Raw genomic sequence first — 26,675 nt, forward strand, 5'->3', positions numbered from 1 at the left:
AGTGGAAGACGGGTTATTCAGGGGGATTGGCGCGCTGCTTGCGGAGCGGGGCGCGAATAGAGGTCGATGACCTCCGAGATGCCTCGCTGACACACCGCGCAGAACGGAACGCGGTCCCGCGTGAACATCACGCAGTCGAGCTGGGGTCGGTAATACCCACGTGATTCATACATCGCGCCCTCGAAGGCACCGACCTTGCCGGAGAACTTCTGAGAAGAGAGGAATTTCTCCTCCCAATCGCGCTGCGCGAGGAACAGCGCGTCCATCTCGCTCTCGGGGCGCTGGTCGGCCCGAATCTTCCGGCGCTGCTGCTGGACCTGGTTGGCGTGGCTGTCATACGCCTCTTTGTTCCAGGGGGTCGGCGTGGCCGTTCCTGCGCTCACGAGGTCTTTCCACTTCAGCTTCGCGGGGTCCTTCAGCGCGGTGACGTTCTTCTCCCAGGGCTCCAGCCGGTCCCCGTCCGCGGGGCCGTAGACGGACTCGGAGGTGTAGTACTCGTCGGCCAGTCCGGCGAAGTGGTGGCCGAACTCGTGGACGAAGACATAGGGTGACCACAGGCTGTCGGCGGCCACGGTGCTGTAGAGGTTGTGGATGCCGCCTCCGCCGTAGGTGTTTCCGTTGACGAGGATTTCCACGAACTCGTAGGGGGCGAAGGCCGCCGTGTCGCGGAAGGCCTGATTGTCGAAGGTGAGGACGTAGCGCTCGCTGCCGAAGGCGTCATACGTGGCGCCCACGGGGGAGCGCTTGTGGATGCCCGTGGAGGGCCGGGAGATTCCGGACTGCGCCGCGGCGGGCATCAACCCCCACACGTTGAAGTCCGTCTTGCGCTCCTTGAAGGGCGAGTAGGTGAAGAGGATGTCCATCAGCCGGCGCGCGTCCTTCTCGAACTTGCCGCGCTCCGCCTCGGTGTAGCCGTCCCCCAGGATGAGGAAGTCCACCTTGCTCGCCGAGGGCCCGTTCTCCATCAGCTTCAGCAGCGGGCCCGGCGCGGGAGGCGCCGAGGGGTCGACGAACATGCTCTTCGGATCCACGTCGAGCGACCACACCTCGCGGAACGCGTTGCGTGCGTCGCGCTTCTTCAGGATGACCTGCACGGGGCGCTCCGGCGTGGGGAAGCGCAAGGACTCGCCGAAGGTGCGGTGGAGCTGGTGCGCCTCGGGGGTGCTCTCCCACTCCCCGAAGATGGAGGCGAAGCCGCGCGAGTACAGCAGGCGGTTCGTGTCCCGGTCCCTCACCTCGAAGAGGTACTTGCCGAGGTTCGACTCATCGATGGGCTGCTCCGGGTTGCCGGGCCAGGGTAGCGGCTCGATGACGAGCCGGTCGAGGCTGAAGCGCTCCTCGGTGGCGTTGCCCGTGTGGAAGTAGTCGACGCGGAAGGTGCGGGGCGCCGCCGCCGCGGTGCTCGCGGCCAGCAGCAAGACAATGAATGCGCGCATGCGGCCACTCTACGCGGCGGCCCGTGTCCTCGCTGGCGGGAATGTCATGTCAGAACGCGCCTGACATTGTTGCCCACCCCCCAGTGTCATCCGCGCCCAGGCTCACGGTGAGCGGCGGTGGAGCACCCGGAGTGGGAGCGAGCAGGAACAGGGCCGCGCCCGCCGCGGCCGTGACGCCACCGCCGATGAGCAACCCGGTGAGAAGCTGGTTCTTCTTCACCAATCCCTCGCGCAGTCGCACCGCCTCGGCGTCATCCGAGGTCAGCACGCCACCGTTCTGGCGCTGGCGCTCCTTCAGCGCATTCAGGTCCTTCTGCGCCATCCAGCGCACGACGCCCGCGCCTCCCAGCGCTGCCACGCCCACGCCCAGCGTCGCGTAGGACGCGCCCCGCATCCTGGAGGCGGTGGGGGACGGCGTGGTCCGCGACAGGCCCTCGGTGGCGGGGGCCACGGGCGCATCCGGGGTCAGGGTCGCCGAGGGGGCGGCGGGCTGCTCCCAGGGCGCCTTGCCGCTGGCGTTCATCACCACGAGGTTGGAGGGCGAGCGTCCCGTGGTGACGAAGTCCACCAGCGCGGACAGGGCCTCGGCCGGAGCGTCCAGCCCCTGGGTCTTGAAGCCCCCCTCGCGCAGCCGCTGTCCTCCCTCCACGTGGAGCACCGTGGCGGCGAACCACTTGGGGCCGCTGCTCGGGTGCTCCAGGCGCGCGAGGATGACCTCCTCCACGCCCAGCGCTCCGCCCAGTCGGACCGCGTGGGCCAGGGTCCGCTCATCGCTCGGGTCCGATGATGCGAGGCATGGGAAAGGGCTGCCGGACACGGCGCCCTCGAACGCGAGGTCCACGAGGAGCGGCAGGTCCGTGCCCTGCACCTGCACCTGCCGGGAGAAGCTGTGCGCCCCGGCCTTCACGAGGGCCAGGTCGTAGGTGCCCGCGGGGAGGTCGAGCTGCAGGGGCGTCTGCCCCACACGGAGCCCGTCCAGATACACCTCGGAGGCGGGGAGGGTGGACTTCACCGCCACCTTCACCTTGCGCGTCCGCGCCAGCTCTCGCCGCACCTTGTCGAACGCCTGACGCACCGAGGGCGCATAGAGGTCAGGGTCGAGCGGGTATTGTGGCTGGAGCCTCAGCACCTGGAGGAACGCGGCATCGCTGTCCTTCGCCTTGCCCTGGGCACGCAGGTTGAGGGCGAGGAGGAGCTGCGCGTCCGCATGGAGGCGCCAGCGGGCCTCGCCCACGGGCAGGTGGGCGATGTCATGCAGGGCGTCCTCCACGAGCTGCCCGGACCTGGCGTTGCGGCCCTCGTAGAAGTGGTCTCTCGCGGCGTCGAGCTGGCGGCGAAGCTCCTCGAAGGAGCGCGCGGCCTGGGGGAAGAGTCGCTCGCTCAGCTCCGTGGCGCCCAGGGTCTCCGTCTCCGCGCGGGCCCGCAGCGCGTCGGCGAAGGACTTGGCCTGGCTGCTCAGCTCCGCGTCCGCGCAGTCCGCCCCGCTGGAGAGGACCATCCTTCGGGGGCTGCCCCATGCGGACGCACCCGAGACGAGGAGGACCGCGAGGACACCGGAGGCCAGCCGGGGGCGCATCCAGCAGAGGAGGGGCAGGGGTCGCAGGAGGGTCATCGCAGGGGCCGTTTGCAGGGCGCATTCCGTCCGCCCGCTTGTCCGCCGCGCGCACATAGCAGCGGGCGGCTCCTCCGCCAAACCCACCTCCGTCGCGCAGGGAGGCGGGCAGCCGTGGCGCCCAAGGGAGCAGGCGCCTCGGAATGTGTGGGAGGCGGCACCCAGCGTCCCGATGTGAGACGCCCATCCCACCGGATGTCGGATCGACGAAGGGAGGACCGACCGCCTGGTGCCAGCCGTTGCGTCCTTCCCCAGGTTCCTGGCACGGCGCACCCGGTTCAATCCCGCCGGCTCAATCCCGGGCTCAATCCGATGGTGGGACAGGAAGGGTCTTCCCTCGGGCGGAAGGTCAGGGCAGGGTGCGCTGTTTCCTGCTGGGAGTGGAGGGGCCCGCAGCTCAACGGTTCCACGTCCAGGTCGCAAAGCGCCTCGCCATGGTTCCGTGACCGGGCCATGACATATCCCGGAGAAGAGTCCCCCCGCCATGAACATCGCCGTCCTCGTCAATCTCCGCGCGCGCAAGGGCACCGAGGGAATCGGAGGCCTGGTCCGGCGTCTGCTTCCTCGCGCCCGCGTGGCGCTCACTCGCTCCGTCGATGAGGCGCGCGATTGGATCTCCGACCACCTGCGGCATGATCCGCCCAACCTGCTGCTCGCGGGAGGGGGGGATGGCACCATCACCGGGCTCCTCAACGAGCTGCGCATGCAGGGCGTGGCCCTCCCCGCGATCGGCGTGCTGCCGCTGGGCACGGGCAACGCGTGGGCGCGTGTCACGGGCGCGCCGCGTCCCTCCGTCGCGCTGAAGCAGATCGCCGCGTTGGGCGAGCGGCTGCCGCCCCTGCGCCCCTTCTCCCTCGTGCGCGTGGACGGCAAGGTGGCGCCCTTCGCGGGCACCGGCTGGGACGCGGAGATGATTCAGGACTTCAAGAACCAGCTCGCCGCGGCGGGGCCGCTGAAGAGCCAGCAAGCCGGCCTGCGTGGCTACCTCACCGCCATGTTCACGCGCACGGTGCCGCGCCACTTGTTCGGCGAGGGCAACCCGCAGGTGTCTGTCTATAACGTGGGGGAACCCGCGCTCACCATGGACGCGCACGGCGCGGTGCAGCCCATTCCTCACGGGGGGCCGGGCGCGCTGCTGTATCGCGGGCCAGCGGGCGTCGCGGGCGCCGCGACCACGCCCGAGTGGGGCTTTGGCTTCAAGGCCTTCCCCTTCGCGCAGGCCGTGCCGCATCGCTTGTCGGTGCGCGTGTACGGCGCTGGCGTGATGGAGGCCACGCGCAACATGTTCCGCCTGTGGCGTGGCGAGCATCCGCTCCCGCACATGCATGACTTCTTCGTCCAGCGCCTGCGCATGGACTTCGACCGCGAGGTCCCCTTCCAGATGGGGGGCGACGTCCTGGGCATGCGCCGCTCCATCGAGTTCGACCTCGCCGAGGAGAACGTCCAGCTCGTCGACTGGCACCGCGTCTCCCGCATGGTCGCGGTGTAGTGCCGCCGGCCGGGCGGGTGGTTGACAGGGTGTTCGCCGGACACTATGGCGGACAGCTCCCACCCGCTCGAACGGACGGTGACGTGAGCCACACCTACGACTACCCACGGCCCGCCGTGACGGTGGACTGTGTCGTGTTCGGAATGGACGACGAGGACCTGAAGGTCCTCCTCATCCGCCGAGGCGTGGAGCCCTTCTCCGGGCGCTGGGCGCTGCCCGGCGGCTTCGTGCGCATGGACGAGGCGCTGGACGATGCCGCGCGCCGCGAGCTGGAGGAGGAGTCCGGCATCCGCCCCAGCCACCTGGAGCAGCTCTACACCTTCGGCGCTCCGGACCGAGACCCCCGAGGACGCGTCATCACCGTGGCGTACTTCGCGCTGGTGAAGCTCAGCGCCCACCACCTGCACGCCTCCACCGACGCGCGCGAGGCCGCGTGGTTCTCCGTCTGGGATACGCCGAAGCTCGCGTTCGACCACGCGGAAGTCCTCGGCACCGCGCTGCAACGCCTGAAGGGCAAGGTGCGCTACCAGCCCATCGGCTTCGAGCTGCTGCCGCCCAAGTTCACCCTCTCCCAACTGCAGCGGCTGTACGAGGTCGTCCTGGAGCGCGAGCTCGACAAGCGGAACTTCCGAAAGAAGATTCTCGCCATGGACCTGCTGGAGGAGCTGGACGAGGTGGAGCAGGACGTCTCCCACCGCGCCGCTCGCCTCTATCGGTTCGACCACAAGAAGTACCGGCAGTTGGAGAAGGCCGGCTTCAACTTCGAGCTCTAAGCCACTCTCAACACGGACACGTGGGCGTGGGTGCGAGGACGTGCCTCGCCGCGCGCCTCCGCACGTTGAGTTGACTTCGTGTCTTGTGGACACTATGTTTGTGTCATATATACACGAACGAGACACGCAGCCTCCGCGAGTGGAGAGGAGGCCGAGTCGAATTCGTGCAGGAGGCGGCCACCTCGCGGGTCGTGTGTCGCGAGCCCGGCACCTCCTGAGTTCTCGATGCCGTGTCGCACAAGCCCGAACAGGGCCACGGGAGAGCCATGTCCTCGCTGCCATTCGACATCGCCGCGGGTTCTGTGTTGGGGCGGGAGCACGCGCGCTCGGGTCGCAACAACCAGGATGCCTACTGCGTGCGCGAGGGCGCGAAGGGGCTCGTGGCGGTGGTGGCGGACGGCTGTGGCAGCCAACCCGCCAGCGAGCTGGGGGCGAGGCTGGGGGCGAGGCGCTTGGTGAGAGCGGCGCTCCAGCGGCTCGAGGCGGGTGAGGCCGCGGACACCGAGGGCTTCCTCCCCGGGCTGCGTGGCGACGTGCTGGCGATGCTGGAGGCCCTGCCCGAGGCGCTCGGGCGTGAGGCCCTCGCGGACTGTCTCTTCACGCTCGTGGGCGCGGTGGTGACGCCGGAGCACACGCTCGTCTTCAGCGCGGGAGACGGGGTGTGGATGCTCAATGGCGAGGTGCACGTCCTGGGGCCGTTCCCGGGCAATGCGCCGCCGTACCTGGCCTACGCGGTGATGGGAGGCGATGACGTGCCCCTCATCCGACAGGCGCTGGTGCGCACCGAGGACGTTCATGCCTTGCTGTTGGGCACGGATGGCGTCGAGGACTTGAAGCGGCTCACCCTGGCGCGTGTGCCGGAGCGCGATGAGCCCGTGGGCCCGCTCTCTCAGTTCTGGACCGAGGACCGCTACTTCTCCAACCCCGAGGCCGTGAACCGCCGGCTCGCGCAGCTCAACCGGGAGTCGACGCGCGCGGACTTCGTCGCCCATCGGTTGGTGAGGACGCCGGGGCTCCTTCCGGACGACACCACATTGGTGGTGCTGCGCCGGCGAATGGAGCGGGTGTGACGCCATGGACATCTGGCTGGAGGGACACAAGGTCGCGCTGAGTCCGAAGCAGGCGCTCGGCAAGGGGGGCGAGGCGGATGTCTTCGACCTCGGAGATGGACGGGCGCTCAAGGTGTTCAAGACGCCCTCGCATCCGGACTACGCGGGCCTGCCGCACGAGCAGGCCGCGGCGAAGGCTCGGCTCGATGAGCATCAACGCAAGCTGCGCGTGTTCCCTTCAGGACTGCCGGGACGCGTGGTGACACCGCAGGCGCTGGCCACTGACGCTCGCGGGCAGGAGGTGCTCGGCTATGCGATGCGCAAGTTGGAGGGCGTGGAGCCGCTGCGCCGCTGGGGTGAGCCTGCGTTCCGTCGCGCGGGAGGGTGTGTCGGCGACGGGGTGACGGTGTTGCGTGGGCTGCACCAGACGCTCGGCGCGGTGCATGCGAGCCGCGTCATCGTGGGGGACTTCAACGACCTCAACGTGTTGGTGGCGGGGACGGACGCGTACCTCATCGACGCGGACAGCTTCCAGTTCGGTGCGTACCGCTGCGCCGTGTTCACGGAGCGCTTCTTGGACCCGCTGCGCCTGCCGGCGGGTGCGACAGCGCTCACGCCTGTGCAGCCCGCGTCGGTGGACAGTGATTGGTTTGCCTTCACGGTCATGGTGATGCAGTCGCTGCTCGGCGTGGGGCCCTATGGTGGCATCCATCGACCGAAGGCTGGCGGCGCTCGGCTTGGGAGCGCGCCGCGCATGCTCCAGCGCGTCACGGTGTTTCATCCGGAGGTCCAGTACCCGAAGCCCGCGTTCGCGTTGGCCTCGCTCCCGGACGATGTCTTGCACCACCTGCACCGCGTGTTCGTGGAGGACCAGCGCGGCGCCTTCCCCCGGCCGCTGCTGGAGGGGTTGCGCTTCCAACGCTGTCCGGGATGCGGCGTGGAGCACGCTCGGACGAGCTGCCCTGCCTGTCAGCCGCACGCGAGTGCTGCGGCAACCCCTGTCGCCTCGGTGCGAGGTCAGGTGGTGGCGACGCGGAAGTTCTCCACGCGCGGGGTGCTGGTGCATGCGTGCGCGGAAGGGGGCGTAGCGCGCTGGCTCTACCACGCGGAGGGGCTGTACCGCCGCGAGGACGGCCGTGTCGTCCTGGAGTCGCCGCTGAATCCCTCGCTGCGGTGGGCCCTGTGCCAAGAGGCCACGCTGATGGGCGCGGGCGGACAGGTGACGGTGTTCGAGCCCGGTCGGTCTCCGCAAGTGCTCGGCGCGGACGTGTGTGAGCAGCGCCCGGTGTTCGCGGCCAACGCGCGCTTTCACTACTGGGCCGCGCAGGGCGCGCTGTGGCGCAACGGGCTCTATGGGCCGGAGCGTCTGGGTGACGTGCTGGAGGGACAAACGCGCGTGTTCGTCGGGCCGCGCTTCGGCCTGGGCTTTCATCGCGCGGGCGGATTGCGCGGCGCCTTCCTCTTCGACGCCGAGCGCAAGGGGTTGCGCGATGGGCTCACGCTGCCCTGGCCGCAGGGACCCTGGGTGGATGCGGAGGCCCTGTTCGACGGCGACGCGGTGTGGCTCTTCCTCGCCGAGGAGTCCGGTGGGCGCACGGTGCATCACTGCATCGTCGTGGGCGTGGACGGCGCGGTGCGCGCGCGCGGCGTGGCGGACGCGGGAGATGGCTCGTGGTTGGGCGCGCTGCGCGGCAAGTGCGCCATGGGGCAGGCGCTGTTCTGCGCGACGGATGCGGGGCTGGTGCGCGTGGAGGCTCGACACGGTCAGCTCACGGCCGCGCGCGAGTTCCCCGACACGGAGCCCTTCGTGGATTCAGGAAGTCAGCTCCTCCTCACGCGCGAGGGGCTGCTGGTGGTGGGCACGCGGGACCTCACCGCGCTGCGAATGACGTGACGACGTTCCCCGCGCGGAGCCTCGGGTCTTCCGCGCACACACGCAGGAGGATGGACATGAAGAAGACGCTGAAGGAGTTGCCGCTACCGACCTTCTACCGGGCGGCGAACGCCGCGGAGTACGGCTACGGAGCGAGCGCCGGGAAGTTGCAGACCGAGGCCGCCGCGTGGCGCGCCTCGCACGGGCTGAGCCCCTCCGCCACGGATACGTTCAACCTGCACCTGCTGCTCATCGACGTGCAGAAGGACTTCTGCTTCCCCGAGGGCTCGCTCTACGTGGCGGGGCGGAGCGGGCGCGGCGCCATCGATGACAGCCGCCGCATCTCCGAGTTCCTCTATCGGAACCTCGGCGCGGTGACGAACGTGACGGCGACGCTCGACACGCACTTCGCCTACCAGATTTTCTTCCCGTCCTTCTGGGTGGACCAGGACGACCAGCCCCTCACGCCCTACCGCGAGGTGACGCGCGAGCAGATTGAGCGCGGCCACGCGCGCCCCAACCCCGCGATGGCCAGGTGGCTGTGCGGTGGCAACTACCCGTGGCTGCTCAAGCAGGTGAAGTTCTACTGCGACGAACTGGAGCGCGCGGGCAAGTACACGCTGTACCTGTGGCCGCCGCACTGCTTGCTCGGCGCAGATGGGCACGCGCTCGCGGGGGTGGTGCAGGAGGCGCGCATGTTCCACTCCTACGCGCGAGGCATGCAGTCGTGGGTGGAGGTGAAGGGCGGCAATCCGCTGACGGAGAACTACTCGGTGATGCGGCCGGAGGTGCTGAGCCGACACGACGGCCAGCCCCTGGCCCAGCGCAACACGCAGTTCCTCAAGACGCTGCTGACCGCGGACGCGGTGGTCATCGCAGGACAGGCCGCGAGCCACTGCGTGAAGAGCTCCATCGATGACCTGTTGGGGGAGATCGTGGCGCAGGACGCGGCGCTCGCGCGCAAGGTGTACCTGCTGACGGATTGCATGTCGGCGGTGACGGTGCCCGACGGCAAGGGGGGCTTCGCGGCGGACTTCACCCCGCAGGCGGACGCGGCCCTGAAGCGCTTCGCCGACGCGGGCATGCACCTGGTCAAGTCCACGGATCCGCTCGCGAGCTGGCCGGACCTGCACATCGCTTGAGACACGAGGGGAGACCGTCATGAGTGCGAACACGCAGAAGCTCTTCGAGGATGCGCACGCGGAAGGAACGCTGAGCCCCGCGAGCTTGCAGGCGCTGACCGTGGTGGACCTGGGCGCGCAGATTCAAGCGGGACTGGGCATCCATGTGGACGACGTGCAGGCGAGCGAGGTGGTGCTCGTGACGGTGATGCCGGATGACTCGGCGAGCATCGACTACTCGCGGCACACGCGGACGGTGTGCGACGGGCACAACCAGGTGTTGGATGCGCTGCTGGGGAGCAAGCAGAAGGACGGCATCCTCTTCCACACGCGGTACCTGAACGGCCACGTGCTCAATCCCTATCGTCCTCTGGAGGACGTGGTGCGGATGCACACGGGCAACTACCAGGCGGACAAGGGCACGCCGCTCTACGACCAGGCGATGGTGATGCTGGGCACGGTGTTGGCGAAGTCGCAGGAGTTCAGCGGCAACGGGGTGCCCGTGCGCACGGTGACGCTGCTCATCACGGATGGCGCGGACCAGGGCTCTCGCAATGCTCGGGCGAGGGATGTGGCGACGGTGGTGAAGGACCTGCTTCGGATGGAGAACCACATCGTCGCGGCCATGGGCATCCATGATGGGAGCACGGACTTCCGGCGCGTGTTTCGCGAGATGGGTATCGAGGACCGGTGGATTCTCACGCCCGGTCAGAGCGAGCAGGAGATCCGCAGCGCCTTCCAGGTCTTCAGCCAGTCCGCGGTGCGGGTGAGCCAGGGGGCGGCGAGCTTCAGCCGCACGGCGCTGGGCGGCTTCGGGCAGTGAGGCGAGCGGGTGAGGCGCACCCGCGTTATCAAACGTCCCTCGCCCTCGTCCGGCCCTCCCCGCGGACGAGCGCGACGGAGCCCCGATGCAGATTGACCATGCGCACCTCGCTCGCCTCGACCTCAACCTGCTGGTGGCCTTCGATGCCTTGATGCGCGAGCGGCACGTCACGCGCGCCGCCGCGCGGATTGGCATCGGGCAGTCCGCCATGAGTCATCACCTGGGACGCTTGCGAGCGCTGCTCGGGGATGAGCTGTTCACCCGCCGGCCGGGGGGCGTCGAGCCGACGCCGCATGCTCGGTCGCTCGCGGAGGCGGTGCAGGACGCGCTGGCGCGAATCCAGACGTTGGTCGTGGCGGAGCGGCGCTTTCATCCCGCGACGGACGCCCGCGAGTTCCGCGTGGGCATCACGGATGGACTGGAGATCTCCCTGATGCCTCGGCTCATGGCGCGCGCCGCGGCGGAGGCGCCGGGGGGCTCCCTCGCGCTGAGTCCGTTGAGCGAGGCGCAGGGGCCGCGCCTGTTGGACGAAGGAGCGTTGGACCTGTTGCTCGGGCCCATCGAGGACGCGAGCGCGGCCCACAAGCACCTGCCGTTCTGCGCCGAGGGTTATGTCTGTCTCTTCAACCCGGAGCTGGTTCAAGTGGGGACTCCGCTGTCGTTGGAGGACTTCCTGCGCATCCCCCACGTGCGGGTGAGTCGGAGGGCGGACGCGTCCGATGTGGTCGATGATGCCCTGGCGAAGCTGCGTCAGCGGAGGCGCGTGGCGCTGCACACGGCGCAGACCCTGAGCGTGCCGTACATCCTGAAGCAGTCTCCCTTCCTGGGAATTCTCCCGCGTCGCTCGGCGGTGACCACCGCGGCGGCGTTCGGGTTGGCAGTGAGTCCCTCGCCCATTCCGTTGCCGGAGCGGCGCATCGCCATGCGCTGGCATGCCTCGCGAGACCCGGATGAGGCGCACCGCTGGTTGCGCGAGGCGCTCTATCGCATCGCGGTCGATATCAAGCATGAGGACGAGGCGCGCGCCGCGGAGATGGCGGCCCTTTCCGCTCCACCGCGAGGGGAGCGTCGGCGCGCGGAGGTCTCGGCGCGACGCGCGCCGCGGAAGCGCCCGCGCACGGGGAAGCGCACACCATGACGTTGACGAGACGGTCCGGTTCGAAATAATAGTGGAACGGTTCGTCTCGATATGGAGGGGTGATGAGTTCCTGGCAGGGCAAGCGGGTGCTGGTGACGGGCGCGACGGATGGCATCGGGCTGTTGACGGCGAAGCGGCTGGCGGCGGCGGGGGCTCGGGTGTGGGTGCACGGCCGTCAGGCGGCGCGGCTGGAGCGCGCGCTGAAGGAGGTTCCTGGGGCCGGTGCGTACCGAGCGGACTTCTCCTCGCTCCATGAGGTGCGGACGCTGGCGGAGACGCTGCTTCGGGAGCCTCCCCTGGATCTTCTCATCCACAACGCCGCGTTGGGCGCGGGGGCTCGGGGCGCGGCCCGCGAGGTGAGCGCGGATGGCTTCGAGCTGCGGTGGGCGGTGAACCTGCTGGCGCCGTTCGCGTTGACGGAGTGGTTGTTGGCGGAGGGGGTTGCGCCTCGCGCGGTGGTCAACGTGGCCTCGCTGGGACAGGCGCCGTTGGACTTCGCGGACCTGCAACTGGAGCGCCGCTATGACGGCTTCCAGGCGTACATGCGGAGCAAGCTCGCGATGATCGTGTGGACCACGGAGCTGGCGGCACGCCGTCCGGACTTGCTCATCAATTCATTGCATCCCGGGACGTTCCTCGCGACGAAGATGGTGGCGGAGTCTGGGATTGCGCCCATGGGGACGGTGGACTCGGGCGCGGTTGCCGTCGTCGGCGTCTCGGAGACGACCCTGGCCGGACGCGAGCGGGGTGAGTTCTTCGATGTGCAGCGCAAGTCGCGTGCGCTCGACCAGGCCTATGACGTGAAGGCGCAGCAACGGCTGCGTCAGGCCGCGCTGGACATGCTGCGCGCGGCCGGCGTCCCAGCCCCTGGGGCGTGAGTCGGGCGGGCCCCTGCTCGCGCGAGGTCTCGGAATCATGCGAGCTTTGGGGCGAGGAGGCGACCATGGCGCGCCCAGACTCGCAGACGCTCTTTGCTCGAACAGCGCAGGGACAGACGCTCACCCTGGGGCGCGAGGAGGGCGAGGGGACGGTGGAGTACAGGCTCAGGTGCTTCGATGGTTATGAGTCCGTCTCCGAGGCGGAGCTCCGACAGAACCCTTTGCCTGTCGGGTGTCCGGATGCTTTCGGAACGCTTCAAGAGGCGATGCGCGCCGTGACGCATTGCTGGGGCGCTGGCGCTGCCTCATTCGAGGATGTTCGCCTCGGGCGCGGACTGGAGCTCGACTTCATCGCCGCGCTCCGCGAGGGCTCGTTGGAGCCACTGCGGCCCCGCATGAGCGCCTCTCAGATGGTCGAGCTGCTCGGGCTGCCCGAGTTCGCTCAAACCACGATGGCGGGCGTGTGCTGGTTCTACGGCTCGGTTCAGATCCACTGGATGGATGGGACCTTGTTCGGCCTGGAGATCGACGCGGGCGCGAGTGACTTCACCAGCCTCCGATTGGGTGGCTATTTCCTCCAGCCCGATATGGCCCGCGCGGATGTCGAGGCCCATTTGGTGAGGGCAGGGGTGCGGTTCTCGACCGTGACCTGGGCGGGGCTCCCGGTCATCCGCGTTCCTTTGGCGCGTGACCCCAGGCAGGTCATCAGCATCGACTTCATGCCGGAGGATGAGCAACTCCACGCGATGTACTGGCACCCGGACGTCAGCGTGCTGGGGCCGCGCGCTCCTGCCGCCTCGCTGGACTGAGACGGCGCGGCTCACTGCGTCCGCGACGCCGTGGGGTGCTCGTGGCCTCGGGGCGAAGGTAGCCGAGCACCAGCGCGCACAGCTCCTCCGCGAAGGTGTCGTCTTCGAGGTAGTCCGGCCGCTGGGAGACCGCGGCGTGGCAGAGCGCATCCACCGTGTGCACCATGATGAAGACGGCCATGTCCAGGTTGGCGGGGCGGATGTCATGGGCCCTCGGCAGGAGGAAGGCACGCACCATCCGGATGAGCCGTTGTTCGAAGGTGTCGACCGTTCCCCACTCGCGCAGGCGCGGCAACAGCTCATGCAGCACCTGATGCAGTCGAGGGTTGTCCACCTTGGACGCGATGACCTGCCCGATGAGCGCGCGGAGGGCCACGGGCAGCGGCTGGCTGGCGAGCTGGGTCAGCCCTGCTTCGAACTCGGCGAGTGACTGGGTGCGATGGCGCTCCATCACCGCGACCACCAGCCCTTCCTTGCTCGGGAAGTACTGGTACAGCGAGCCGATGCTCACGCCGGCTTCCTTCGCGATGCGGTTCGTGCTCGCGGCGTCGTAGCCATCTTTGACGAGAACGCGAGCCGTGGCGGTGAGGATGGCGTCGCAGGTGGCCTGGGAGCGCGACTGCCGAGGGTTTCTCCGACGGGGTTGGGACGCGGAGCGAGGCATGTGGACTCCTGGCGGAATGTGAGCGCCAAGGCGAGTTGAGAACGTGAGCGGTCGCTCACATTCTTAGCACATGAACTCCTTGTCGACGTCGTCGCCCGCCTCGCGCTTCTCGTCCGTTCGTCCCGCTCCCATCACCGGTCCCTTCACGTACCCAGGGCGCCGCGCGCTCATCACCGGGGCGTCGTCCGGTATCGGAGAGTCCTTCGCGCGAGTCCTCGCCGCGCGCGGAATGAATCTGATTCTGGTGGCTCGCGCGGAGGACAAGCTGCGCGCACTGGCGACGGAGCTGTCCGCGAGCCACGGCATCCACGCGGAGGTCATGCCCACGGACTTGGGCCAAGACGGCGCGGCCCGCGCGCTGTGGGGGCGATGCGAGGCGCGAGGGCTGGAGGTGGATCTGCTCATCAACAACGCGGGGTTCGCGACGTACGCGCCCTTCGAGTCCTCGCCGCTCGCGCGTGAGCACGAGCAGGTGATGCTCAACGTCACCGCGTTGATGGACCTGAGCCACCTGGCCCTGCCGGGAATGCTGGCGCGGGGCGAGGGCGGCATCATCAACGTCGCGTCGACGGCGGGTTATCAGCCCGTGCCGTACATGGCGGTGTACGGCGCGACGAAGGCCTTCGTGTTGTCCTTCACCGAGGCGCTGTGGGCGGAGAATCGAGAGCGCGGGGTGCGGGTGCTCGCGCTCTGCCCGGGGCCGGTGGAGACGCCGTTCTTCGACGTGGTGGGGACGCGGAGTGTCGCGGTGGGCGTGATGATGACTTCGGAGCAGGTGGTGCTCGCGGGGCTGCGGGGCCTGGAGCAGGGGCGGCCCTCGCTCGTGGCGGGGTGGCGCAACTGGCTCCAGGCGAACCTCGCGCGCCTGTCGCCGCGAGCGCTCACCGTGAAGATCGCCGCGGGGATGATGAAGCCGCGCCGCCCGCTGCAACTCGCGGGGAGCTGAGGCTCGCGCGGAGTGATTACCCGGGGCCGCTCGTGCCGAAGGCCGTGCGGCCGCCGATCTCCGGGAAGCGCTCATAGGCTCGCAGCAGCGCGCCCAGGTGGGCGGGGTTGTCGAGATCGAGCGGTGTATCGGTGAGCGGAACAATCCATCCGCCCGCCGCGGTACGCCGAGCCCGGGTGAGCAGCTCCACGTCGAGAGATGGGTTCGGGAACCCGAGGCGCCGTGCGGTGGCCGCCGACCAATAGTTCAGCCACCCCAGTCGGTGTGGCGTCTCGGGCGAGGGAAGGTCCCAAGGCAGCTTGAGCGCTGGCAATCCACGAGGGGGGCTCGGTGGTCCCGCCAGGGTGGGGCTCGTCTGCTCCGCAATGTCTCCTGCGGCGCGCTTGGGCGTGGCGTGCGCCCAGAATGCGTGTGCGGCTTCTGCGATGCGTTCGAGTGCCTCTGCAGCTGCGGAGATACCCGCCACATCCAAGGGCCATCTGGCGTGAACCTCGAGCTGCGGCCGTCCTCCTGGATTCTGGCTCGCAGGTGTCTCCCTGCGCGCGAGCGTCACGAAGTGGCGCTCATCTCCATTGCAGAGCAACGGCAACAGTCCACGGGATGTCTTGGCTGTGGCGCGTGAGTCGAGTGTTGGTGCCGGGATGAAGCGACCGTCGTCCGAGAGGGTCCAGGACAGCTTCAAGCCGGGAATCGCGCGTTCCATCTCATGGACCACGGCCATGGGGCGAGTGTCCTCGCGGCTGAGCGCGGGCGCATAGGCGACGAGGAGACATGTGGCGTGAGCGGTGGCCATGTCAGCACCAGTCCATGACGACGATGGTGAGGGAGGGGTCGGCATCGCGCAGGGCTTGTCGGTGCGCGCTGCTGCGCACGCCCATCGCGAAGCTGTATCCGCATGCCCTCGCGAGGTCACGCTCTCGCTGCGCTTCCAGGACCTGTTTCTCGATGACGCTCTCCTGGAGCGCGACTGTGAACGTCTCGAAGTTGTCCGTCTTGATCTCCCACAGCACCTGGGTCCGGAGCTGAAGGGCGTCGAAGCGCTTCCCGTTGACGAGCACATCCGTTCCGATGAACGAGTTCTGTGGAACCCGGTCGGCGCACCGGTTGTGCAGGGCATCGCCGCCCAGGTGTGGGACGGGGCGTGGTGTGCAATCAAGGCTGCGCTCTTGGGTCTCGGTCCTGGGGGGCACCGGAGGTAACCCGTCTTGCCCCGCGGGCTCAGGCTTGAGCCTTCTAGACGTGGCGAGCCCTGGCTGGGGAGGCTTTGTCGTGAGCGTGGGTTCTCTTCCCGTGGGGGAGTTCCCCTTCAGGTCGTACGCCTCCAGGGCTTCTTGGATGGCGAACCCCACCACCACCGCGCCCGCGATGACGACCGCGCCGACCACCAGTTCAGGCGCGGCCAAGACACACACTCCAATGCCCAGGGCGACCGTATCCGCCGAGGCAACCGCGCATCTTCCCGTGGGGTCGTTGAAGCGAAGCCGGTCGTGGTCGAGGAACGAGAAGCACTCTTCCACGAGGGCAGGCCAGGGGTGCGATGCCTCGTGAACCGCGCAGCGCCCTTCGTCGCGCCAGGGCAGCGTCGCTGCTCGCTGGAGATTGGCCACCCTCGGGTCCCTGGGGCCTTGCTTCACCGCGCGTGGCGTGGGGGATGTCGCGCATGCCATGAGCAGGAGCAGCACTGCAATGCAGGTGCAGAGGCGCATGGCGGCATCCCTTCGCTTCGCGGCCTTGTTCGTGTCCGCTCGTGAGAATGGCAACACCCATTCTCAGCGGGCGGGCGCGGTTCTTGGGGTCAGGAGTCGCTGGTGAGGAAGGCGAAGCCCGCGGCCGCGATGTCGGGCGGCAGCTCGTGCTTGCCGTCGAAGGCGTGGAACTCGACCGAGTACTTCTCGTTCGTGAGCTGGTACTCGATGTACTTGCCGCACGTGTCGAATGACAGCACGGTGTCTCGCGTTCCGTGTGACATGTACACGCGCGGCTTGCCCACCAACACCGACGGCGCCACGAAGCCCGCCGAGAACGCCGCGATGTGCTGGAACACATCCCCGTTCGACAGCCCCAACGACAACGCATAGGTGGCCCCGTCCGAGAACCCGCCGATGCCCACGCGGGCCGGGTCCACCGAGAACCGGCTGAACACCTGCTTCAATTTCTCATCGATGAAGTCGCGGTCCGGACCGTACTTCCCGAGGAGCATGTCCCACGAGTCGTCCTGGGACTTCGGAATCAGGAGCAGCGCTCCCGCTGTGTCGGCGGAGGCTCGGAAGCGCTGGAGCATGTCCGCGGGCAGCTCCCCCGCGCCGTGCAGCAGCACGAGCAGTGGCGCGGGAGTCCCCGCTTGATAGGACTCCGGGACATACAGCAGGCCGGTCAGCCCCGAGTCGGTGAGCGGAATCACGCCCTTCGCCGTGCTCAACGCCTCCGTCGCCGCGGGCCGGACGCTCAGGCGCGAAGACCCGAACGCCGTGTTGACCAGGGAGCTGTCCTCGTCGTGACAGCTCGACGCGAGGACGACCAGGGCCGCCAGGAACCCATTCACGCACCACGACGCAGACCGCTTCATCCGTTCGTTCCTCCGTGCTCTCGCATCGCGAACGAAACGACTTCGCCGGCTCGGTATATCGAGGCCGGAGGGGGCAGACGAGGTGTCCTGGGTGACGCGCCTGCCAGCGCCTACCGCACGCGCTCGATGCGCTGGCGCCGCCCCTTGATGCGTCCTTCGCTCAGGCACTGGAACGCGACGCGGGACACGTTCCGCGCGACCGCGACATAGGCCACGCGGTCTTGGATCTCGATCTTCCCCACGTCGCTGGCGTTCAGCCCCCCCGCCTCGCCCGTCAACGCGCCGAGGATGTCTCCCGGCCGCATCTTGTCCTTGCGCCCGGCCAGGATGCACAGCGTGTCCCACGGCGAGCCGAGCCCCGTCACGCCGGTCGCTCCCACCACAGGCAGCGCCTCCGGGTTCGCGCGCTCCAGCCGCACGCCCGTGGCGGACTCGATGGTCTCCACCTTCCGCGTGTCCTGCTGCGTGACGAGCGAGACCGCCAACCCCGTCCGCCCCGCGCGCCCCGTCCGCCCGATGCGGTGCACATACGGCTCGGGCTGCGCGGGCACGTCGAAGTTGATGACGGCGTCCAGCGCCTCCACGTCGATGCCTCGCCCCGCGACGTCCGTGGCCACCAGCACGCGGGTGCTGTGATTGCGGAACTTCGCCATCACGCGGTCGCGCTCCTCCTGCTCCAGGTCGCCTTGCAAGCCATCCGCGCTCACGCCGGCTCGGCTGAGCCCGCGCGCCACCTCGGCCACCGTCACCTTGAGGTTGCAGAACACGATGGCCGAGCCCGGCTGGTGATGCTGGAGGATGCGCAGCAGGAGCGCGGACTTCTCCTCGGGCTTGCACGCGTAGGACAGCTGTTGGATGGCCGGCGCGGTGTCCGTCGTCTCCACCGTCACGCGCGTGGGCTCGCGCTGGAACGCGCGGCTCATCGCCTCGATGGTGTCCGGGAACGTGGCGGAGAAGAGCACCGTCTGCCGCGTGCGCGGCGTCTCGGCGAGGATGCGCTCCATGTCCTCGCGGAAGCCCATGTCGAGCATCCGGTCCGCTTCGTCGAGCACCACGGTGGCCATGCTTCGCGTGTCGAGCGCCTCGCGCTGAAGCAGGTCCAACACGCGCCCCGGCGTCCCCACCGCCACGTGCGCGCCCTTCTCCAGCGCGTTCACCTGCGGGCGGATGGGCTGACCGCCCGCCAACGCCAACACCTGAAGGCCCGGCAGCCGGCGCCCCAGTCGGCGCAGCTCGCCCGCCACCTGCGCGCAGAGCTCCCGCGTGGGGCACAGCACGAGCGCCTGGATGTGGCGCCGCGACAGGTTCACCTTCTGGAGCAGCGGCAGGGCGAAGGCCGCGGTCTTCCCGCTGCCCGTGCGGGCCTGCCCCACGAGGTCCTTCCCCGCGAGCAGCACGGGGATGCTCTGCGCCTGGATGGGCGTGGCGGTCTGGAACTCCAACTCCTGGAGGACCTGGAGCAAGGGGGGCGCGAGCGCGAGGGCAGCGAATTCCATGGGAGCCTCAAAGAAGGCAGAGGCGCGGGAAGGTGCCTCGGGTTGTTTCACGCGCCCCGGGTCTCGAGGCGCGTGCGCGCGGTTACCACGCCGTGTGACGGTAATCCTTGAAGAAGTTGCCCCAGACGAACTCTCCGGTGTTCTCCGAGGTCATCACGGGGTCCACCACGCGCGCCGCGCCGTCCACGATGTCCAGCGGCGGCTGGAAGTCCAACTCCTTCACCTTGCGCTCGGCGTGCAGGAGGGGGTCCTCGTCGGTGACCCAGCCCGTGTCCACCGCGTTCATGAAGATGTTGTCCTTCGCGTAATCCGGCGCGGAGGTCAGCGTCATCATGTTCAGCGCGGCCTTCGCCATGTTCGTGTGCGGGTGCCGGTCCGTCTTCGTCCCGCGCGAGAAGCTGCCCTCCATGGCGGACACGTTCACGATGTGCCCGGGCTTGTTGCGGTCCTTCATCATCAAGGGCTTGAGCTTGCCGCAGAGGATGAACGGCGCCACCGCGTTCACCAGGTGCACCTCCAGCATCTCGGCCGTGGGCACCTCCGCCAGCTTCATCCGCCAGGAGTTCACCTCGCGCAGGTCCACCTGCTGGAGGTCCGCGTCCAACCGTCCCTGCGGGAAGAGCGCCTGCGTGTCGCCCTCCTGCTCCAGGTGGTACGGCTGGAGCGACAGCGCCGCCGACGAGTGGATGCCGAGCGCGGGGTCGCTGCTGCGCCACGACGCCGCGATGGCTGACGGGTCCTGCCCGCCCGCGCCGAGCGAGGGCTGGAGCGCCGTGACGCACTCCTCATGGCCCGCGAGCAACGCGCGCGCCGCGTCCGGGAGCGTGTCGAAGGCGCGCTGCTCGCCGTCCAGCAGGTGCGCGTAGAAGCCGGGCGGACGGCGCACCGTCTGCGCCGCGTTGTTGATGAGGATGTCCAGCCGCTGGTGTGTCTGCTCGATGTGCCGCGCGAACAGCTCCACGCTGGGCGCGTGGCGCAGGTCCAGGCCGTGGATGTGCAGCCGGTGCGACCAACTGGAGAAGTCCGGCTCCTGCATGTACCGGCCCGCCGCGTCCTTGGGGAAGCGCGTGGTGGCAATCACGCGCGCGCCCGAGCGCAGCAGCATGAGCGACGCCTGATAGCCAATCTTCACGCGGGCGCCGGTGATGAGCGCGACCTTGCCGGTCAGCGGCGCGCGCTGCGTGCGCTTGGCGTAGTTGAAGTCCGCGCAGTCGATGCACAGCGTGTCGTAGAAGAAGTGCAGCTTGCGGTACTCCGCCTTGCACACGTAGCAGCGGCGCGGGTTCTCCAGGATGCGCTCGGCCTGCTCGGTGGGCGGCGGCGGTGGCAGCGCGGGTACGGTGAACACGGGGGAGCGGCGCAGCGAGCGAATCTCGGTGGTCGCGCGAATCTCGCGGTCATGCGCGCGCTTCGTCTCCTTGCGGTCGCGGCGCAGCGCCTTGGCGAAGCGAGACTTCGCGGTCCGGTCCGGGTGCACCATGCGGCCCGCCGCCGCGAGCAACTCGATGCGGTCCTCCTCCGGCAGTCTCGCCAGCAGGAAGCGGTTCTCGCTCACCGCCTGGAGCACCCGCGTGCACGCGCGGACCTCGTCCAGCGACAGGGTGACCGGGGGCAGCGCTTCGTGCGGGGGCGGAGAAGTCGTCTCGTCGTTGCTCATCCCACCGGTGCATACCTCCCAGCGCGACGCGAGGAAAGGGCGCTGGTGGAGGCCGCCCGGCGGGGTGGTGGGAGTGCGGGCGACCGGGCCGTCCGGGTGTCATCCCGGCTCTGGATGGGCACCAGCCCCGGCTCTGGATGGGCACCAGCCGCCGGCTCAGGACGGGGGCTTCAACCCCCCGGCGTACATGCTGCCGGACCGCGAGATGATGACCCCGTGGGGCAACAGCTTCATGGACAGGGCGAGCAGCCGGTTGAGCAGGCCAGGGACGTACAGCTCCTTGCGCCGGACGAAGGCGCCCACCGCGAGCCGGGCGCACTCCTCGGCGGACATGATGCCCAGGTCGCCCGCCTTGAACTTCCGGTCCAGTCCGGACAGCTCCAGCATCTCGGTGGCGATGCCGCCGGGTGTGAACACCGTCACGGACACGCCCGTCTTGCGCAGCTCATAGGCGAGCCCGCGTCCATAGCTGATGACGAAGGACTTCGTGGCCGCGTAGGCCGTCTGGTAGGGCAGCGGCGAGAAGCCGGCCATGGAGGCCACCAGCATGAGGCCGCTCGGCGTGCCCTGCTGGAGGAAGTGCGTGGAGAAGCGCTGGGAGAGGTCCACGAGGCTGGTGATGTTCGTGGCCACCATGGACTCGAAGGCCGCGGGGGCTAGCTCCAGCGCGCGGCCGAAGAACGTCACGCCCGCGTTGAGGACCGCGCCGGCCACGTCGCGCCCGGCGATGGCGGACTCGCAGAGGCGCTGAGGTTCGCCCGTGCGCGAGAGGTCCGCCGCGAGCGGTGCCACCTTCACGCCGTGCTTGGACTCGAGCTCCGCTTGCAGGGCGCTCAGCCGGTCCGCGCGGCGGGCCACGGCGATGATGTTCGCGCCGTGCTGGCTCGCGAGCACGCGCGCCATCTCCAGCCCCAGCCCCGACGATGCGCCGGTGACGAGCACCCAGCGATTCTTCAGCTCCAACCTGGCCATGACGCGCTCCACTACCCCAGCCGCGCGTCGCGCGCGACCCCTGTGCGCTTGCCTGGCTCGGCGGGCACGAGGCCCCGCGAAGTTGCAGGGCCCCGGAGGAGGGGCTCCGGGGCCCTTGCCGTGCGTCGACTGCGGGATGGGGGGAAGGCCCGGGTGGGGGTTCTCCGGGCACGCTGGCCGAGGGGTCAGCCAGCCTTGGGGAGCACCGCCATGGGGGGCGGCGCGGGGACGACGTAGGCCGCGGCGACGAGGGCGTCCGCCAGGGCCTGGTGGAGGGCGGCTTGCACCGCGTCTCCGTTCGAGGGGGTGCACCAGACGGTCACGGAGAGGATGGGGCCCGCGGCGGTGAACTCCGCGATGCCCACGCCCACGCCCGGGGTCGTCAGCACGTCGGGAACGGCCGCCGCGACGCTGGCGAAGGCCTCCTGCATCGCGCGCACGTTCGTGCCGTGGACCAGCGGCACCTTCGCGACGATGCGCCGGTGCGGGTGCGAGTGGAAGTTGACGATGTTGTCGCCCAGCAGCCGGCTGTTGCCGACGAAGATGCGCACGTTGTCCGGCGTATCAATCGTGGTGACGAAGAGACCAATCTCCTGCACCGCGCCGCTGATGCCACCGCCGCTGATCTCCTCGCCCACGCGGAAGGGGCGCAGCACCAGCAGGAACACGCCGGCCGCGAAGTTGGAGAGCAGGCCGGACCAGGCCGAGCCGATGGCGATGCCGGCGGCGGCCAGCAGGGCGGCGAAGGACGTGGTCTCGACGCCCATCACTCCCAGCAGCGAGAGCAGCAGGAGGATGGTGAGGAAGCCGCTGAAGAGTGACTCGACGTAGCGGATGAGCGTGGCGTCGAACTTGCGCTTCTGCAGCGCGAGGTGGAGCACCTTCTGAAACCCACCGATGGCGGTGCGCCCCAGGAACCACAGCACGATGACGGCGGCCAACTTCAAGAAGAAGGGCAGCGCGTCCGTCAATGCCAGGGTCTTCAGTTGATTGATGAGTGATTCCACGTGTGCCGCCGACCTTTGCTGGGTGCTGGGATGTTCCAGGCGAGCGCGGACTGTACAGCAATCACAGTGCCAGTCCGGGGCAGGTGCGTGGGGGGGCTCGCCCGCGAGGGGACGCGCCGTTTCCCAGCCGACACGGGCCGGGGCCCTGACGTGTCAGGGTGGGTCTCTGACATGTCAGGGCAGGAATTGACCCGTCAGAAGGTGGCGATGGGATTGGCGGGCGAGCCGGTGCCCCCGTCCACGGCGAGCGGCGCGAGGGTGAAGAGGAAGTCGTAGCGGCGGCGCTCGGCGGCGGCGCGGCTCAGGGCCTCGGGGTCGGCGTTGTCGATGAGGTAGACGCCGAGCGTGTGGATGAGCATCCGGTGGATGGGCATCACGACGCCGTCGACGCCCGAGGGCATCACGTCCGCGCCGACGTCGGTGGCGACCACGGCGACGCCGCGCTGCCGGAACCACTCCGCGGTGGAGGCATGCAGGCCCGGCGAGTGCTGGGACACGTCCCAGGGCCCCACGGCGGCGCGACGGGCCCAGCGGCCGGTGCGGACGATGACGGCGTCACCCGGCGTCACGCGCACCTGGGTCTTCTTCTCCCAGGCGTCCAGGTCCTTGGCGGTGATGGGCGTGCCTGGCTCCAGATAGGGCACGCCGAGGAGGGCTGGCATGTCGATGAGCACGCCGCGCGTGAGGAGTCCATCGCGCAAGGCGTTGATGGACAGCACCGCGCAGCCCTGGGCGTTCACGCGCCCCTGGGGGTAGCCGTTGTACATCTGGCCCTCCGCGAAGATGTGGCAGAGCGCGTCGATGTGCGTGTGCGACCAGCCGTGGTAGCCGATGCTCAACCGGTCCGAGCTGTACGTGGAGCTGTCGGGCTCACCGGAGGTGAGCATGTCGTGCTCCAGCGGCGAGGGCACGTCCGCGGCCTTCTGCGTCTCCACGGTGTGCGCGATGGAGACGGAGACACCGTCTCGTACGAGCTTCGCCGCCTGCTTGCGCTTGTCTCGGGTGATGAGGTTGGCGGCGCCGAGCTGGTCCTCCGCGCCCCAGCGGCGCCAGTTCGTGTGCCTGGCTTTCCACGCCTGGATGTCCTGCGCGGTGGAGAGCGAGGGCGCGTCCTCGGCGCTCACGGGGAGGGCGCCGAGCAGCAGGCCGGTCGCGAGCACGGTTCGAAGCAAGGTCATGGAAGGGGACTCCGCGCGCCATCGCCAGGGGTGGCGAGGCGGCCACCGCGCGGTGCCGGTGGCGCTCCCTTCCGTAGTGACGCGGCGGGGTGAAGCCCAATCCACCGCATCGATGATGCTCAGGGATGCGGCGCATGGGCGGCGGCCCAGCGCGCCGCCGCGCGGGGCTCCGGGTCAGAAGCGGAGGTTCGTGTAGTTGGACGGCATCCGCGGCGCCGCCGCGCGGCCTTGCTTCACGGCGACATCGGCCTTGAGGTTTCGCAAGCGGGTCTGCGCTTGCGCGACGACCTGATCCAACAGGTAGGCGCCCGCCATCACGTCTCGGAGGATCTCCGCCAGCGTGGCCTCGGTCATCTGCGTGATTCGCTCGGCGACCACGACCGTGTAGGCGGTGGGCAGTCCCTCGAACTTGGAGGCGGGCACGCCCGCGAGCGCGCCCACCGCGACGGAGGGGAACGAGAGGTCGTTGTCGATGGCGCGGACCTTGAGAGGCCGCGCCACGCTGATCATGTAGTTCTCCACGTGCCGGTCGACGTTGCCGATGAGGTAGTCGAAGGCTTGGAGGTCCGCGAGCTGCGGCTTGATGCTCCGCAGGATGTCCGCGTTCAGCTGCAACTCGGCATGTTCGTAGTCGACGCTCTCGACGGCCATGCTCCCCTGCACGTGCTCCATGAAGACGCCGCGCCGCATGCCTCGCTTGGCGAGCTCGGATTGGACGGCGAGGTGCGGAATCAGGATGCTGGCGACCAGGGAGGCCGCGACCTCGCGCTCGGGCAGGAAGGCCTGTGCCTCGGTGCTCTGCGCCGAGCCGCCCACCATCATTCCCATGCCGCGGACCTTGTCGATGTTGTTGAGCTTGCGGTCCGCGGGTTTGAACCACCCCTCGCGTCCATCCGCGAGCCGATACTTTTGAATCCCTTTCACGGGCGCCCCCTGCGCTACGGGGCCATTCGCATCGAGCTCGAGGACATCCGCCATGAAGTCACCAGGGTGTGGGCGTTTATTGAGGATTCCCGGGAATGATGATTGGGGCGTGCGTCAGGTGTGTCAACGACACCCGCAGTTGGGTGCTGTCTCGGGCGATGAGGGGCTGGGGGGGCGGCCATGAAGAAACAGGCGGTCGTCCGGTTCCCCAGGGGTCGCGCGGTTCATCCCGCCATGGGAGCATCCGCGGTCCGTGGCCTCCCGCTGTCCTCTCGCATCCCTTTACGAGGCATCATTTCGCTCATGCACTCCGCTCGCTTCCGTCAGGGCCTGTCTGGCTTCGTTGCCTCCACGCTGCTGCTGGCCACGCCCGCTTTCGCTGATTGGGTGGGTGACCTGCGCGTGAAGAGCGCGCCGCTTCCTGGTCAGAAGGGCCCCGCTCCGGAGACGGCCGGGAAGATGTATGGCCGCGCGGACAAGCTGCGCATGGACATGGACACCCCGCAGATTCCCGGAGGAATGACCATCCTCTTCGATTGGGAGAAGCGCACGGGCGTCATCCTCTTCCACGAGCGCAAGACCGCCATGGTGCGCAACCTGGATGACCTGCCCGTGCAGATTCCCAGCGCGTGCATCGGCAAGGGACAGGACCTCGACGCGTGCTTCACCTCGCAGGGGTACAAGAAGGTCGGCACGGAGAAGGTGAACGGCCACCCCGCCGTCGTCTACGAGGGGCTCCCGCCCGGCGCGGAGGAGAGCATGAAGCGGCAGAAGGTGTGGCGCCCCACGGACCTGCCGGAGGTCGCCTACGTGCGCAGCCAGACGTTCGATCCGCAGAACAAGCTCCGGGCGGAGATCAACGTCACGAACATCCAGGTGGGCGCGCAGCCGGACTCGCGCTTCGGCATCCCCGAGGGCTACCAGACGCAGGATGCCCTGCGCCCCGTGCCCACGTCGATGAGCACCTTCAAGGCCGAGGACCTCCAGGGAAAGACCCCGGAGCAGATTCAGGAGATGATCCGCCAGCGCATGAGCCAGCAGAGCGCGCCCGCTACTCCGCCCGCGCCGAAGACGCCGGCGAAGTAACCGGGCGACTTGCGTCAGTCCTGGGCGGAGAGCTCCACGGTGAGATTTCGGTAGTTGAGTGCGCCCTCCTTGCAGGGCGGTGGGGGCGTGAGGCGCGTCCACTCGCTGCACTCGTTCTCATCGCCCTCCGACAGCTTCGTGGTGACCTGCTTCGTGGGGCTCTGGCAGGTCGTGGAGGCGCCGCCCTCCATGGACTCGGTCTCGCCGCAACCCAGGCTCTTTCGCAGGCCCAGGAGCTGGTCCGCGCTGCCCCAGGTGAAGACCTCGGAGCCCACCTTCAAGCCCTTCCGGGAAAGGTTCATCGAGTAATCAATGCGGTGAACCTTGCCTGCCACGATGCGCAGGCGATAGACGCACAGGTCGCTGCCTTCATCAGTGGCCACGCACATCCACCCCAACGTGTCGGGCCCACGGCTGCGCAGCCCGAGCTTCTGGACGCTCGCCAGGGATTGGCCCAGGGAGAAGGGCCCAATGCCCTTGCCGGGCACGAAGGCGGGTGGGGTGACCTTGCCGCGTGAATCATTGACGGCCTTCTGGACGCTCTGCATCACCTGCTTGGAGAGGAAGCCGGCCTTGAGGTCCACGCCATTGAGGAACCAGGTGGGGGAGGCGCTGATGCCCAGCTTCGCGATGTCCGCGCGACTCGCCTGAAGGCTGTCTTCCCAGGCCCCCGCGCTCAGCAGCTTCTCGAAGGTGCCCGAGGGGCCCGCGCCGACTTCCTGCGCGGCGGACGACAGGGACGCGACATCGCGGAGGGTCTTGTCGCGACTGACGTGGCTGACGAACTTCAGATAGGCGGACGCATTCGTGCGCAGGTAGACGCCGTGGGCCGCCATGGCCACCAGCCTGGCGCCCCCGTGGTATTCCATGGGGAAGTCGCGAACGACGAGACGGACATCGTCGGGCCAGGTGCTCGCGATGGTCTCGATCATCCCCGCCATCTCCTCGTAATGGAGGTGGTGGTACTCCAGATAGGCCACGAGGGTGACGGGGGCGCTCGGACGCCCGAGCACGATGTCGTTGGGGCGCTCGGCGAGGACCCCGGCGGTCGAACCCGTGGGGCCCTCGGCGTGGGCCGCCGAGCCCACGCACAGCACGGCCAACAACCCCAGGATGGAATACTTCCTCATGACTGCATCTCCCATGGCGTGAATGACGGGGCGCGCGGACGCACGCGC

The 26,675-nt window shown here is 68.9% G+C and carries 24 protein-coding genes; 11 read left to right on the plus strand and 13 right to left on the minus strand.

Annotated elements, in window-relative coordinates; all coding sequences use genetic code 11:
* Positions 1 to 17: 17 nt before the first annotated feature.
* Both KRR26_RS13875 and KRR26_RS13880 read right to left on the minus strand, forming a co-directional pair.
* Complete coding sequence (locus tag KRR26_RS13875; protein ID WP_120206439.1) at positions 18 to 1,436, minus strand: IgA Peptidase M64; 1,419 nt, start codon at positions 1,434 to 1,436, stop codon at positions 18 to 20.
* Between the two features lie 49 nt (positions 1,437 to 1,485).
* A complete protein-coding gene (locus KRR26_RS13880) occupies positions 1,486 to 2,934 on the minus strand; it encodes a PEGA domain-containing protein (protein ID WP_233576941.1) in 1,449 nt (482 codons plus the stop codon).
* 598 nt (positions 2,935 to 3,532) lie between these two features.
* On the opposite strand from KRR26_RS13880, the gene KRR26_RS13885 reads away from it, so the two are divergent.
* The 9 genes from KRR26_RS13885 to KRR26_RS13925 all read left to right on the plus strand — a co-directional run bounded on the left by KRR26_RS13885 (position 3,533) and on the right by KRR26_RS13925 (position 13,001).
* The gene (locus KRR26_RS13885; protein WP_120206437.1) at positions 3,533 to 4,537 is read left to right on the plus strand and encodes a diacylglycerol/lipid kinase family protein; all 1,005 of its coding nucleotides are present in this window, start codon (positions 3,533 to 3,535) and stop codon (positions 4,535 to 4,537) included.
* Between the two features lie 83 nt (positions 4,538 to 4,620).
* Positions 4,621 to 5,310, plus strand: a complete 690-nt coding sequence (locus KRR26_RS13890; protein WP_120206473.1) for an NUDIX hydrolase — start codon at positions 4,621 to 4,623, stop codon at positions 5,308 to 5,310.
* Positions 5,311 to 5,576: 266 nt separating this feature from the next.
* The gene (locus KRR26_RS13895; RefSeq protein WP_120206436.1) at positions 5,577 to 6,380 is read left to right on the plus strand and encodes a protein phosphatase 2C domain-containing protein; all 804 of its coding nucleotides are present in this window, start codon (positions 5,577 to 5,579) and stop codon (positions 6,378 to 6,380) included.
* 4 nt (positions 6,381 to 6,384) lie between these two features.
* Positions 6,385 to 8,253 carry a hypothetical protein gene (locus tag KRR26_RS13900; protein ID WP_217080034.1) on the plus strand — a complete coding sequence of 623 codons (1,869 nt, stop codon included), beginning with the start codon at positions 6,385 to 6,387 and terminating at the stop codon, positions 8,251 to 8,253.
* 56 nt (positions 8,254 to 8,309) lie between these two features.
* On the plus strand, positions 8,310 to 9,374 hold the full coding sequence (locus KRR26_RS13905) for a cysteine hydrolase family protein (protein ID WP_120206434.1): 1,065 nt from the start codon (positions 8,310 to 8,312) through the stop codon (positions 9,372 to 9,374).
* A gap of 19 nt (positions 9,375 to 9,393) precedes the next feature.
* On the plus strand, positions 9,394 to 10,176 hold the full coding sequence (locus KRR26_RS13910; RefSeq protein WP_217080035.1) for a hypothetical protein: 783 nt from the start codon (positions 9,394 to 9,396) through the stop codon (positions 10,174 to 10,176).
* A gap of 85 nt (positions 10,177 to 10,261) precedes the next feature.
* Positions 10,262 to 11,314, plus strand: a complete 1,053-nt coding sequence (locus KRR26_RS13915) for a LysR family transcriptional regulator (RefSeq protein WP_217080036.1) — start codon at positions 10,262 to 10,264, stop codon at positions 11,312 to 11,314.
* Positions 11,315 to 11,376: 62 nt separating this feature from the next.
* Positions 11,377 to 12,192, plus strand: coding sequence for an SDR family NAD(P)-dependent oxidoreductase (locus tag KRR26_RS13920; RefSeq protein ID WP_217080037.1), 816 nt, complete (start codon positions 11,377 to 11,379; stop codon positions 12,190 to 12,192).
* A gap of 65 nt (positions 12,193 to 12,257) precedes the next feature.
* Positions 12,258 to 13,001 carry a hypothetical protein gene (locus KRR26_RS13925; RefSeq protein ID WP_217080038.1) on the plus strand — a complete coding sequence of 248 codons (744 nt, stop codon included), beginning with the start codon at positions 12,258 to 12,260 and terminating at the stop codon, positions 12,999 to 13,001.
* Here the strand turns inward: KRR26_RS13925 and KRR26_RS13930 are convergent.
* Positions 12,958 to 13,665 carry a TetR/AcrR family transcriptional regulator gene (locus tag KRR26_RS13930; protein ID WP_217080039.1) on the minus strand — a complete coding sequence of 236 codons (708 nt, stop codon included), beginning with the start codon at positions 13,663 to 13,665 and terminating at the stop codon, positions 12,958 to 12,960. The two genes, KRR26_RS13925 and KRR26_RS13930, sit on opposite strands and share 44 nt — an antisense overlap.
* Positions 13,666 to 13,735: 70 nt before the next feature.
* Here KRR26_RS13930 and KRR26_RS13935 point away from each other — a divergent pair, with 70 nt between their 5' ends.
* Positions 13,736 to 14,611 carry an SDR family NAD(P)-dependent oxidoreductase gene (locus KRR26_RS13935; protein ID WP_217080040.1) on the plus strand — a complete coding sequence of 292 codons (876 nt, stop codon included), beginning with the start codon at positions 13,736 to 13,738 and terminating at the stop codon, positions 14,609 to 14,611.
* A 16-nt stretch (positions 14,612 to 14,627) separates the two neighbouring features.
* Here the strand turns inward: KRR26_RS13935 and KRR26_RS13940 are convergent, their stop codons facing one another.
* The 9 genes from KRR26_RS13940 to KRR26_RS13980 all read right to left on the minus strand — a co-directional run bounded on the left by KRR26_RS13940 (position 14,628) and on the right by KRR26_RS13980 (position 24,411).
* The gene (locus KRR26_RS13940; RefSeq protein ID WP_328707125.1) at positions 14,628 to 15,449 is read right to left on the minus strand and encodes a DUF5953 family protein; all 822 of its coding nucleotides are present in this window, start codon (positions 15,447 to 15,449) and stop codon (positions 14,628 to 14,630) included.
* On the minus strand, positions 15,406 to 16,014 hold the full coding sequence (locus tag KRR26_RS13945) for a DUF6310 domain-containing protein (RefSeq protein WP_328707126.1): 609 nt from the start codon (positions 16,012 to 16,014) through the stop codon (positions 15,406 to 15,408). The genes KRR26_RS13940 and KRR26_RS13945 overlap by 44 nt, the downstream gene beginning before the upstream one ends.
* Before the next feature lie 392 nt (positions 16,015 to 16,406).
* Positions 16,407 to 17,177, minus strand: coding sequence for an alpha/beta hydrolase (locus tag KRR26_RS13950; RefSeq protein ID WP_120206425.1), 771 nt, complete (start codon positions 17,175 to 17,177; stop codon positions 16,407 to 16,409).
* Positions 17,178 to 17,287: 110 nt separating this feature from the next.
* Positions 17,288 to 18,673, minus strand: a complete 1,386-nt coding sequence (dbpA, locus tag KRR26_RS13955) for an ATP-dependent RNA helicase DbpA (RefSeq protein WP_120206424.1) — start codon at positions 18,671 to 18,673, stop codon at positions 17,288 to 17,290.
* An 82-nt stretch (positions 18,674 to 18,755) separates the two neighbouring features.
* Complete coding sequence (locus KRR26_RS13960) at positions 18,756 to 20,330, minus strand: SDR family NAD(P)-dependent oxidoreductase (RefSeq protein WP_120206423.1); 1,575 nt, start codon at positions 20,328 to 20,330, stop codon at positions 18,756 to 18,758.
* Positions 20,331 to 20,486: 156 nt separating this feature from the next.
* Positions 20,487 to 21,302, minus strand: a complete 816-nt coding sequence (locus KRR26_RS13965) for an SDR family NAD(P)-dependent oxidoreductase (protein ID WP_217080043.1) — start codon at positions 21,300 to 21,302, stop codon at positions 20,487 to 20,489.
* Positions 21,303 to 21,487: 185 nt separating this feature from the next.
* Positions 21,488 to 22,309, minus strand: coding sequence for a mechanosensitive ion channel family protein (locus KRR26_RS13970; RefSeq protein WP_217080044.1), 822 nt, complete (start codon positions 22,307 to 22,309; stop codon positions 21,488 to 21,490).
* Positions 22,310 to 22,503: 194 nt separating this feature from the next.
* The gene (locus KRR26_RS13975; RefSeq protein WP_120206420.1) at positions 22,504 to 23,487 is read right to left on the minus strand and encodes a cyclase family protein; all 984 of its coding nucleotides are present in this window, start codon (positions 23,485 to 23,487) and stop codon (positions 22,504 to 22,506) included.
* A gap of 174 nt (positions 23,488 to 23,661) precedes the next feature.
* A complete protein-coding gene (locus tag KRR26_RS13980; protein ID WP_147422968.1) occupies positions 23,662 to 24,411 on the minus strand; it encodes a hypothetical protein in 750 nt (249 codons plus the stop codon).
* A 303-nt stretch (positions 24,412 to 24,714) separates the two neighbouring features.
* On the opposite strand from KRR26_RS13980, the gene KRR26_RS13985 reads away from it, so the two are divergent.
* Complete coding sequence (locus KRR26_RS13985; protein WP_120206418.1) at positions 24,715 to 25,497, plus strand: LolA family protein; 783 nt, start codon at positions 24,715 to 24,717, stop codon at positions 25,495 to 25,497.
* A 14-nt stretch (positions 25,498 to 25,511) separates the two neighbouring features.
* Here the strand turns inward: KRR26_RS13985 and KRR26_RS13990 are convergent, their stop codons facing one another.
* On the minus strand, positions 25,512 to 26,627 hold the full coding sequence (locus KRR26_RS13990; protein ID WP_217080045.1) for a DsbA family protein: 1,116 nt from the start codon (positions 26,625 to 26,627) through the stop codon (positions 25,512 to 25,514).
* Positions 26,628 to 26,675: the final 48 nt, after the last annotated feature.

This window comes from Citreicoccus inhibens (assembly GCF_019039035.1).
GTDB lineage: Bacteria > Myxococcota > Myxococcia > Myxococcales > Myxococcaceae > Citreicoccus > Citreicoccus inhibens.